This is a genomic window from Streptomyces sp. ISL-12 (assembly GCF_018614415.1).
Lineage (GTDB): Bacteria > Actinomycetota > Actinomycetes > Streptomycetales > Streptomycetaceae > Streptomyces.
On sequence record NZ_JAGGOO010000120.1, the window covers coordinates 1 to 9,191 of the forward strand.

10 protein-coding genes are annotated in these 9,191 nt (G+C 75.4%); 5 read left to right on the plus strand and 5 right to left on the minus strand.

Annotated elements, in window-relative coordinates:
- Positions 1-80: 80 nt before the first annotated feature.
- From J7I94_RS29420 to J7I94_RS29430, 3 genes are all read right to left on the minus strand, one after another.
- Positions 81-1,325 carry an aminotransferase class I/II-fold pyridoxal phosphate-dependent enzyme gene (locus tag J7I94_RS29420; protein WP_215171879.1) on the minus strand — a complete coding sequence of 415 codons (1,245 nt, stop codon included), beginning with the start codon at positions 1,323-1,325 and terminating at the stop codon, positions 81-83.
- 295 nt (positions 1,326-1,620) lie between these two features.
- On the minus strand, positions 1,621-2,685 hold the full coding sequence (locus J7I94_RS39290) for a hypothetical protein (protein ID WP_306522571.1): 1,065 nt from the start codon (positions 2,683-2,685) through the stop codon (positions 1,621-1,623).
- 230 nt (positions 2,686-2,915) lie between these two features.
- A complete protein-coding gene (locus tag J7I94_RS29430) occupies positions 2,916-3,713 on the minus strand; it encodes an RNA polymerase sigma factor SigF (RefSeq protein ID WP_215171881.1) in 798 nt (265 codons plus the stop codon).
- Between the two features lie 331 nt (positions 3,714-4,044).
- Between J7I94_RS29430 and J7I94_RS29435 the strand changes: the two genes are divergently transcribed.
- Both J7I94_RS29435 and J7I94_RS29440 read left to right on the plus strand, forming a co-directional pair.
- Positions 4,045-5,838: a thiamine pyrophosphate-requiring protein gene (locus tag J7I94_RS29435; RefSeq protein WP_215171883.1), complete on the plus strand. Its 1,794-nt coding sequence runs from the start codon at positions 4,045-4,047 to the stop codon at positions 5,836-5,838.
- Positions 5,839-5,984: 146 nt separating this feature from the next.
- Entirely contained in the window at positions 5,985-6,449 is a 465-nt protein-coding gene (locus J7I94_RS29440; RefSeq protein ID WP_215171885.1) for a cyclic nucleotide-binding domain-containing protein, read from the plus strand.
- Positions 6,450-6,465: 16 nt separating this feature from the next.
- Here the strand turns inward: J7I94_RS29440 and J7I94_RS29445 are convergent, their stop codons facing one another.
- Together J7I94_RS29445 and J7I94_RS29450 are read right to left on the minus strand one after the other, a co-directional pair.
- Positions 6,466-7,353, minus strand: coding sequence for a universal stress protein (locus tag J7I94_RS29445; protein ID WP_215171886.1), 888 nt, complete (start codon positions 7,351-7,353; stop codon positions 6,466-6,468).
- Between the two features lie 21 nt (positions 7,354-7,374).
- Positions 7,375-7,575, minus strand: coding sequence for a hypothetical protein (locus tag J7I94_RS29450; protein ID WP_215171896.1), 201 nt, complete (start codon positions 7,573-7,575; stop codon positions 7,375-7,377).
- Between the two features lie 183 nt (positions 7,576-7,758).
- On the opposite strand from J7I94_RS29450, the gene J7I94_RS29455 reads away from it, so the two are divergent.
- Genes J7I94_RS29455 through J7I94_RS29465 form a run of 3 tightly spaced genes read left to right on the plus strand, consistent with a single transcriptional unit; the run spans position 7,759 to position 9,148 of the window.
- Positions 7,759-8,151 (plus strand): DUF2795 domain-containing protein, encoded by a 393-nt coding sequence (locus J7I94_RS29455; RefSeq protein WP_215171888.1) that lies wholly within the window; start codon positions 7,759-7,761, stop codon positions 8,149-8,151.
- A gap of 10 nt (positions 8,152-8,161) precedes the next feature.
- Positions 8,162-8,545 (plus strand): CBS domain-containing protein, encoded by a 384-nt coding sequence (locus tag J7I94_RS29460; protein WP_215171890.1) that lies wholly within the window; start codon positions 8,162-8,164, stop codon positions 8,543-8,545.
- A 60-nt stretch (positions 8,546-8,605) separates the two neighbouring features.
- Positions 8,606-9,148, plus strand: a complete 543-nt coding sequence (locus tag J7I94_RS29465) for a type 1 glutamine amidotransferase domain-containing protein (RefSeq protein ID WP_215171892.1) — start codon at positions 8,606-8,608, stop codon at positions 9,146-9,148.
- Positions 9,149-9,191 lie beyond the last annotated feature (43 nt).

The window sequence follows — 9,191 nt, forward strand, 5'->3', positions numbered from 1 at the left end:
CGGCGGGAAGGGGGCGGGGCCGGGCGTCGGCGCCGCGGGCTCCCGGGTGGGCGTGCTCGTGGCCGGCTCGGACTGCTGCGTCATCGAGAGGGCTCCCATCGCCGATCGTCGTGGAGATCGTCGAATACCGACTTCAGGTCGTTCAACGCGCGGTGCACCTGGGGCAGTTCCAGCGGATCGGGGGTGGTGAGGCACTCGGCGCGCCGCTCGTCCGCGGCGCCCGGCGGAGGGCCGGTGGACAGCCGTACGCGCAGGGCGGCCAGGTCGTCGCCGAAGCGGTGGCCGCCGGGGACGGGCCGGCCGAGCCGGTCGGTGAGGTGGTCCTCCAGTTCCTGAGCGTCGCCGACGCCGCGCTCGGCCAGGGCGAGGCGCAGCGGGCCGAGGTCGGCGTACAGGTGCCGTCCGGCGCGCGGGGGCAGGGACAGGGCGCCCGCGCCGGTCACGACGGCGTGCGCGGCGGCGGCCACGCGCGCGTGCAGGCGGACGGCGGCCGACCGGTGGGCGACGACCGGCTCGGGCTCGGTGAGGGCGTACCCGGCGGTGACCGCGACCGGGGCGGCGACGCGGGCGCCGAGCGCGGTGAGCACGTCGAGCACGCGCGCGTGCAGGCGGTTTCCGGCGGCGGTGGCGGGCAGGCGGGCGACGGCGGCGGGCCAGCCGGGCGGGAGCAGCGCGCCGGCCAGGTCGGTGACGACGGTGACGTGCTCGGGGAGCATCTCGGCGGGGCTGATCAGCACGGTGTCGTGCGGGTCGTGCAGGGTGTCGCGCCAGGTCTCGTCGCTGACCAGGTGCAGGCCCTCGCCGACGGCGGCCTCGACGGTCTCGTGCAGCACCTCGGGCGGGGCGACGGTGCCGGTGGGGTCGTCGGCGACGGACAGCACCAGCAGCCGCGGGTCACCGCCCTCGGCGCGGACCCGGCGCACGGTCTCCAGCAGGGCGTACGGATCGGGTACGCCGCCGCACTCGGCCGGGGTGGCGACGTGGAAGACGGGCCGGCCCAGCAGCCGCGCGTACGGCGCCCACCAGGCGGCACAGGGGCGCGGCACCAGGACGTCGCCGCCGAGCGCGGCGGTCAGCGCCAGCAGCAGGGGCGGGGCGCCGGGGGCGGCGACCACGTCGCCCGGCCCGGTGGGCAGGCCCCGCCGGTCCCAGTGGCCGGCGGCCGCGTCCAGCAGGGCGGGGGCGCCGCCGACCGGGTCCTGGCCGGTGCGGTCCGCGGCGGCGGCGAGGACGGCGGACAGTTCGGCCGGCACGGGCAGGCCGTCGTCGGACAGCGGCGGCCCGAACCGGACGGGGCCGTGTCCTTCCGGGACCGTCCGCCGCATGGGCACCTCCGCCAGTCAGTTCCACTGCCGCCCCGTCACCGCGGCGGGGTGACCCGCTCGTGCCGCCCGGCAACCGCGGTGACACCGGTCGTGTCGTGCTCTGAGTACCCAGCGCACCGGCCGGCCATGGCCCCGGGGGCGGGTTACGCGGATCACAGCGCGGGCCGGTGACGGGGCGGGGCGGGACGCGGGAGCCGGGGGTACGGAGCGGTACCGGGGCGGGGGGGGCGGGGCGGAGCGGCGGCGGGGCGGTACGGCAGGCGGCCGGCCCGGACGCCGGTCCCGGTACGCACGGTCAGCCGCCTCCGGTGGTCCGCCGTCGGCGGGGGCTCAGCCGGTGGACGGCCGCGCCGCAGGCGCCCGCGATCAGGACACCGCCGGCGACCAGGGCGGGCACGGAGTCGGTGAAGGCGCCGCCCTGCCCCGCGTGCACGCCGTTCGGGACCGGTGTGTCGCCGCAGGAGCCGCCGTGCGGTACGGGCTCCGGGCACGGCGGTCTGGTCGGGCAGGGCGTGCCGGGCCGTTCGGGTTCGTGGCAGGGCTTGCCGCCGCCCGCCTCGGACACGGTGAGCTTCGCACTCCACGGGTGGCCCTTGCCGCCGTGCGCCGCCGGGCAGGTGCCGTCGACGGTGTACGTGGCGTCATGGCCGGCCGTGGCGGGGCCCTTGCCGGAGTTCCCGGCGGGGGCGATCCGGGCCGTGCCCCGGTAGGCGGTGCCGGTGGTCCCGCCCCCGTGGCCGGGGACCTTGGGGAGCTTGACGGTGCCCTTCTCGAACGCCTTCGAGGTGGCGTCCAGGAAGGCCGGGGCGGGGCCGCCGGTGGCGGGGCAGGAGACGGAGACGGTGACGTGGGCTCCCGGCCGGACCGTGGCAGGGCTGACCTCGGCGGTCGCTTTCCCGGCCGGGCCCTGTCCCCCGGCGACGGCGCCCTCCCCGGCGCCGCCGGGCTCCCCGCCGGCCCGCCGGCCGGAGCCGGCCACCTCCTCGTCCGTGCGGACGTCCCCCTCGCCGAGGAGGAGGTCCGGGGCGTCTCCCTCTCCCTCACCGGGGATCTCGGGCACGTCGCCCTCCTCGTCCGGGATCTCCGGAATCTCGTCCTCCTCGTCCGGGATCTCCGGCAGGTCGTCCTCCTCGTCGGGAATCTCCGCAACCTCTTCGGGGAAGCCCGGGTCCTCGTCGTGGGGAAGCTCGGGGACGGCGCCCTCTTCGCGGGCGACCGGCACGGCTGCCGCGCCCGTGCCCGGTACCGCGAGGCCGGGCGCGGCGCCGAGCCCCAGAGCGGCAACGGCCAGGGCGGCGGTCGTCAGAACGCGGGCGGCGCGGCGGCGGGCGGCGCGGCCCCTGGTGCGGCCGGTGGGCATGGGGCGGGCTCCTTCGAGCGGCGGCTGCGGGGCACGGCACTCGCGCCCCCTCCGCCATCACAGCCCGCCCGGCACCGGCCCGCGCGCGGCCCTGCTCCGTTCGCGGGACCGCGGCGCCCGGGCGGGTGACGGACCGCGTTTCACGGCCCTGCCCGGCGGGACCGCAGGACGGTCTCACCCCTCGGTTCCCGTCCCATTCCCCTCGGCCACCCCCCGGTCGCCCCGCCGCCTCACCCTTCGGTCTCCCGCAGCACCTGTTCCCGCACCCGGCGGCAGCACCGGCTGAGCAGCCGGGAGACGTGCATCTGGGAGATGCCCAGCCGCTCGGCGATCCGGCTCTGGGTCATGTCGTCGAAGAACCGCATGTAGAGGATGGCGCGTTCGCGTTCCGGCAGGGCGGCGAGGCGTTTCCTGACGGCCTCGCGGTCGACGACGGTGTCCAGCGCCGGGTCGGGCCCGCCGAGGACGTCGCCGAGCGCGTAGCCGTCCTCGTCGCCGGTGAGCCCGGCGTCCAGGGAGAGGGCGGTGAAGCTCTCCAGGGCCGCCTGGCCCTCCCGGACGTCGTCCTCGCTGAGGTCGGCGTGCGCGGCGATCTCGGCGACCGTCGGGGGGCGGCCGGAGATGGTCTGGGACAGCTCCTGTCCGGAGCGGCGGACGCGGTTGCGCAGCTCCTGGACCCGGCGCGGCACGTGCAGGATCCACATGTGGTCGCGGAAGTGCCGCTTGATCTCGCCGGTGACGGTCGGTACGGCGTAGCTCTCGAAGGCGTTGCCCAGCTCGGGGTCGTACCGGTCGACGGCCTTGACCAGCCCGAGCGCGGCGACCTGGCGCAGGTCGTCGTAGCTCTCGCCGCGGCTGCGGAAGCGGCCCGCGAGCCGTTCGGCCATGGGCAGCCAGGCCTCGACGATCCGGTCGCGCAGCGCGGCGCGGCGCGGCCCGTCCGGGAGCGCGGCGAGTTCGCGGAAGGCGGCCGCGGTGTCGGGGGCGTCGTCGTGCGGGTGGGGCCGGGCGGGAACTCGGATCGGCATGGTGCGTCGCAACTCCCTCGGAGTGCGGGGTCCGCCGACGCGTCCGGCGGCGGTTCGTCCGGTACGGCCGGGGGACGCGGGACGGACGCCGGTGCGACGGCACGACCCTGGAGGTCGGCGGTCACCGCGGGAGCATGTCCGGGGGTACGGACGGATGCCGCCCTGGGCGGCGTCGCGCCGCTCCCACGGGCGTGCCTCCTGTCCGAAGCACTGGGGATGCGCCTGCCCCGCGGGCCGCTCGGCAAACGCCCGGGAGGTTTCCGGCCGGTCGCCGGGGTGACTCGTACGGCTGCCGCCGACATCGCCCGCACGACACCCGGGAGGTCCGTCCATGGGTTCCACAGTCTCCGACCACGTACTGCAGCGGCTGCGCGAGTGGGGAGTCGACCAGGTGTTCGGATACCCGGGGGACGGCATCAACGGGTTGCTCGCCGCCTGGGGCCGCTCCGACGACCAGCCGCGTTTCGTGCAGTCCCGGCACGAGGAGATGTCGGCCTTCCAGGCGGTCGGTTACGCCAAGTTCAGCGGCCGGCTGGGCGTGTGCGCCGCGACCTCGGGGCCGGGCGCGATCCACCTCCTCAACGGCCTGTACGACGCCAAGCTCGACCATGTGCCGGTGCTGGCGATCGTCGGCCAGACGCACCGCACGGCGATGGGCGGCTCGTACCAGCAGGAGGTGGACCTGCACTCGCTCTACAAGGACGTCGCCTCGGAGTTCGTGGAGACGGTGACCGTGCCCGAGCAGCTGCCGAACGTGCTGGACCGGGCGATCCGCACCGCCTACGCGCGGCGCTGCCCCACGGCGGTCATCATCCCGGGCGACGTACAGGAGCTGGAGTACTCGCCGCCCACGCACGCCTTCAAGATGGTGCCGTCCAGTCTGGACCGCGGCTCCTGGACGGCGGTTCCGTCCGAGGAGTCGGTACGGCGGGCCGCGGAGGTGCTCAACTCCGGTGACAAGGTGGCGATCCTGGTCGGCCAGGGCGCGGCCGGGGCCCGGCACCAGGTGGAGACGCTCGCCGAACTGCTCGGCGCGGGCGTCGCCAAGGCGCTGCTCGGCAAGGACGTCCTCAGCGACGAACTCCCCTACGTCACCGGCTCGATCGGCCTGCTCGGCACCCGCCCTTCCTACGAGCTGATGCGGGACTGCGACACGCTGCTGACCATCGGTTCCTCCTTCCCGTACTCCCAGTTCCTGCCGGAGTTCGGCACGGCGCGCGGCGTGCAGATCGACATCGACCCGCACATGATCGGGATGCGCTATCCCTACGAGGTGAATCTCGTCGGCGACGCGAAGGCCACGCTGGAGCGGCTGATCCCGCTGATCGAGGACGGGCGCGGACGCGAGTGGTACGACACGGTGTGCGACAACGTCACGCGCTGGCGGGACACCATGGAACGGCGGGCCGCTCTGGACGCCGATCCGGTCAACCCGGAGTACGTGGCCGCCGCCCTGGACCCGCTGCTGCCGCCGAACGCCATCGTCACCTGCGACTCCGGCTCCACCGCCAACTGGTACGCCCGGCACCTGACCATGCGCGGGGAGATGCGCGGCTCGCTGTCCGGGACGCTGGCGACGATGGGGTGCGGGGTGCCGTACGCGATCGGGGCGAAGTTCGCCCACCCGGAGCGGCCCGTCATCGCGCTGGTCGGGGACGGCGCGATGCAGATGAACGGGATGGCCGAGCTGATCACGGCGGCCAAGTACCGGGAGCTGTGGGAGGATCCCCGGCTGATCGTGGCCGTCTGGAACAACCGGGACCTCAACCAGGTCACCTGGGAGATGCGGGCCATGGAGGGCGCCCCGTCCTTCCTGCCCTCGCAGCAGCTGCCCGACGTGCGCTACGCCGACTTCGCCCGTTCGCTGGGGCTGACCGGCATCCGGGTGGAGAAGCCCGAGGACGTCGAGGGCGCCTGGCGGACGGCGCTGGCGGCGGATGGCCCCGCGGTGCTGGAGTTCCTCACCGACCCGGCGGTGCCGCCGGTCCCGCCGCACGCCACCTGGGACCAGCTGGAGGCCACTGCCTCCGCGATCCTCAAGGGCGACGCGGACCGGGGGTCGATGGTGAAGCAGGGCTTCAAGTCGAAGGTGCAGGAGTTCCTGCCGGGGCGGGAGAAGAAGTAGGAGAAGGGTCCTCCCGGCGGCCCGGGGTCGGCGGCCCGGGGTCGGCGGCCCGGGGTCGGGCCGTTCGGCCCCGGCGGTGTGCCGAACGGCCCGTGTCCTGCCCGTCCGCGCGGTTCCAGACTGGCGCCGGACGAAAGGAACCCGAGATGGCCTCCACCACCACACTCACCACGGCTTTCCCGGCCGGCCGGAGCGAGCGGCTGACGCGGCTCGGCCGCACCGTGTCCGTCGAGGCGGGCGCACGCCTGTTCGAAGAGGGCGGGCGCGCCGACCGGTTCTGGATCATCCGCACCGGCACGGTGACGCTGGATCTGCGGGTGCCGGGCCGGCGGGCCGCCGCCATCGAGTCGCTGGGCCACGGCGAACTGGCCGGCTGCTCCTGGCACTTCCCGCCCCACCGGTGGCAACTGGGCGCCGAGGCGATGAGCCCGGTCCGGGCCTGGGAGTTCGACGCGGACGCGGTGCGGGAGCTGTGCGCCGAGGACGCCGAGTTCGGCCGTGCGGTGGCCGTCTGGGTCGGCGGTGTGGTCGCCCACCGGCTGCACGCCGCCCGCGTCCGGCTGCTCGACCTCTACGGGCCCTGCGGCAGCGGGAGCGGCAGCGGGCTGTGACCGGGGCCGGCCCGGGTCAGTCGTGCGCGACCACGGCGACGGGGACCGTGGCGTGGTGCAGCACCGCGTGGGTGACGGCACCGATGTGCGCGCCGAACGGACTGCGGCGGACACGGCGGCCGACGACCGTCAGGGACGCGTCACGGGCGGCGTCCAGCAGCCGGTCGGCGGGGCTGCCGGTACGGGACATCTCGACGACCTCGACGTCCGGGTGCCGGTGCCGCCAGGGGAGCAGCACCTGACCGAGCCGGGCGGCCCGCTGCCGGGTGAGGCCGTCGTCGGAGCGGGCGCCGGCGTCCAGACCGTAGCCGTGGTAGGGGGCCGCGCCGCAGCCCTGGACGACGTGCAGGGCGGTCGCGCGGCACCGTGCCTCCTCGAAGCCGAAGCCGATCAGCGTGTCGTCGGGCCGGTCGGTGTCCAGGCCGAGCACGACCGGCCGGAACGCGGTGGCCTCGGAGGGCGGGCCCGCCGGGTCCGGGAGGTGTTCGTCGGCGGCCTCCTCCCCGGCGCGGACGACGACCACCGGCGTCGTGGTCCGGGCGATCACGGCCTGGCCGACGGAGCCCACCAGGAAGCCCCTGAGCCCGCTCAGGGCGCGGGAGCCGAGGACGAGCAGGGCGGCGTCGTCCCGGGCCGCGTCCACCAGTTCGTCCACGGCCTTGCCGGCCCGTTGTTCGGCGGTCACCTCGACGCCGGGGTGGCTCAGGCGCAGCCCCTCGGCGGCCTCCCGCACGAGACCCTCCCGGGGGCCGGCCGGCGGGGCCGCCATCGGCTCCGGCACCGGTTCCCACACGTGCACCAGGCGTACCGGCAGGGCGCGCAGGCCGGCCTCGCGGGCCGCCCAGGCCGCGGCGGCCCGGCTCTCGGCCGAACCGTCCAGTCCGACGATGATGGTGCGGGGCATGATGCCCACCTCCCGCCGCCGTCAGGCCGCGGAGGACAGTTCCTCACCGGGGCCGGAGGCCCGCGGCCCGGGCTGTTTCCTGGCGTCCGGTACGGCCGGGGCCGCCCCGGGGCCTTCGGGTGCCGGTTCGGCGGCCGGCAGCAGCAGCTCCTCGTAGCGGCCCAGCGCCAGTACCACGCCGAGCATGAGGGGCGGGATGAGCACAGTGAACAGCACCGCCATGGTCCTGTCCGTCCTTCCCGGGGAGGGTGGGCGCGGAGGGGCTACGGGCCGGGTTCCCGCTGCCGGCCGCGCAAACCCGCCGTGCGCCGGGCGACAAATCGGTCCGGTTCCCACCGGGTGAATCCGTGTCGCCCTCCGCCTGCCGGGTACGCGGTGCCCACCCCGAAGGACCTGGAGGGAGACATGCAGCGAGGCAGCGACCGGCTGAGCGCCCACCGTGACGACGAGATGAAGCACGAACTGCAGGGACTGCTGCGGTCCGGGCACCCCACCCGCACCGAGGAGTGGCACGACCCCGAGCCGATCGCCGAGGACGACCCGGAGGTGGCGTACGGCCCGGTGACACCGAGCCGCGCACCGTCCCTGCTGGAGTCGCTCCGGCTGGAACTGGCCCGGAACCTGACCCGCGGGGCGTTTCCGGCGAGCGCGCGGGAACTGGCCCGGGGGCTGCGGCGCGGCAACGCGCCCGAGTCCCTGGTCGAGCGGGTCGAGGCACTGCCGCACAAGGCGAGCTACACCACCGTCCAGGAGCTGGCCGAGGCCCTCACCGGGCCGCCCCGCTCCCGGGAGACGTGACCGGCGTGCCATGAACGAGCACACGGGCGAGTACGTCAAGGACGTGATGACCCCGGGTGTGGTGGCCCTGCGTCCGGGGGCCTCGCTCGTCGAGGCGGCCCGGCTCATGCGCGACCACGGCATCGGCGATGTCGTGGTGGCCGACGGACAGCGGGTCGTCGGGATGCTCACCGCCCGGGACATCACCGTGCGGGCCGTGGCCGAGGGCGTCGACCCGCTCACGGTGGGCGTCGGCGCCGTCTGCACCCGCGATCCGCTGGTGGTCGCCCCGGGGCTGCCGGCCCGGGAGGCGCTGGCGCTGATGCGCGAGCGGGCGGTGCGCCGGCTGCCGGTCGTGGAGAACGGCCTCCCGGTCGGCCTGGTGAGCCTCGGCGACCTCGGCCGGCGGACGTGAGCGTGAGCGTGAGACAGACAGACGTGAGAAAGACGTCGGAGAGAAAGGACAGGAACCCGTATGCGCATCGCATTTCTGACGGCCCCCGAGGGCGTGGAGCAGGTCGAGCTGACCGAGCCGTGGCAGGCGGCGAAGGACGCCGGGCACGAGCCCGTCCTGGTGTCGACGCAGTCCGGTGAGATCCAGGCGTTCGACCACCTCGACAAGGCGGACACCTTCCCCGTCGACGAGGTGACCGGTCAGGCGTCGGCGGACTCCTTCGGCGGGCTGGTGCTGCCGGGCGGCGTGGCCAACCCGGACTTCCTGCGCACCGACGAGGGTGCCGTGGCGTTCGTGAAGGACTTCTTCACCCGGGGCCTGCCGGTGGCGGCGATCTGCCACGCCCCGTGGACGCTGGTCGAGGCCGACGTCGTACGCGGCCGGGTGCTTACCTCCTGGCCGAGCCTGCGGACCGACATCCGCAACGCCGGCGGCACCTGGGTCGACGAGCAGGTGAAGGTGTGCGACCACGGCCCCAACACCCTGGTCACCAGCCGTAAGCCGGACGATCTGAAGGCGTTCTGCGAGACGTATCTCGCGGAGTTCGCCAAGGCCGGCGGCTGACCCGTAGCCGGGAACACGAAGAACCGGGCCGGGTGGCCCGCCC

What these genes read in the sequence shown, in the direction of transcription:
- J7I94_RS29420 (WP_215171879.1), bottom strand. Translation starts at nt 1,325, where the DNA reads ATGCGGCGGACGGTCCCGGAAGGACACGGCCCCGTCCGGTTCGGGCCG.
- J7I94_RS39290 (WP_306522571.1), bottom strand. Translation starts at nt 2,685, where the DNA reads ATGCCCACCGGCCGCACCAGGGGCCGCGCCGCCCGCCGCCGCGCCGCC.
- J7I94_RS29455 (WP_215171888.1), top strand. Translation starts at nt 7,759, where the DNA reads ATGCAGCGAGGCAGCGACCGGCTGAGCGCCCACCGTGACGACGAGATG.
- J7I94_RS29460 (WP_215171890.1), top strand. Translation starts at nt 8,162, where the DNA reads ATGAACGAGCACACGGGCGAGTACGTCAAGGACGTGATGACCCCGGGT.
- J7I94_RS29440 (WP_215171885.1), top strand. Translation starts at nt 5,985, where the DNA reads ATGGCCTCCACCACCACACTCACCACGGCTTTCCCGGCCGGCCGGAGC.
- J7I94_RS29465 (WP_215171892.1), top strand. Translation starts at nt 8,606, where the DNA reads ATGCGCATCGCATTTCTGACGGCCCCCGAGGGCGTGGAGCAGGTCGAG.
- J7I94_RS29445 (WP_215171886.1), bottom strand. Translation starts at nt 7,353, where the DNA reads ATGCCCCGCACCATCATCGTCGGACTGGACGGTTCGGCCGAGAGCCGG.
- J7I94_RS29450 (WP_215171896.1), bottom strand. Translation starts at nt 7,575, where the DNA reads ATGGCGGTGCTGTTCACTGTGCTCATCCCGCCCCTCATGCTCGGCGTG.
- J7I94_RS29435 (WP_215171883.1), top strand. Translation starts at nt 4,045, where the DNA reads ATGGGTTCCACAGTCTCCGACCACGTACTGCAGCGGCTGCGCGAGTGG.
- J7I94_RS29430 (WP_215171881.1), bottom strand. Translation starts at nt 3,713, where the DNA reads ATGCCGATCCGAGTTCCCGCCCGGCCCCACCCGCACGACGACGCCCCC.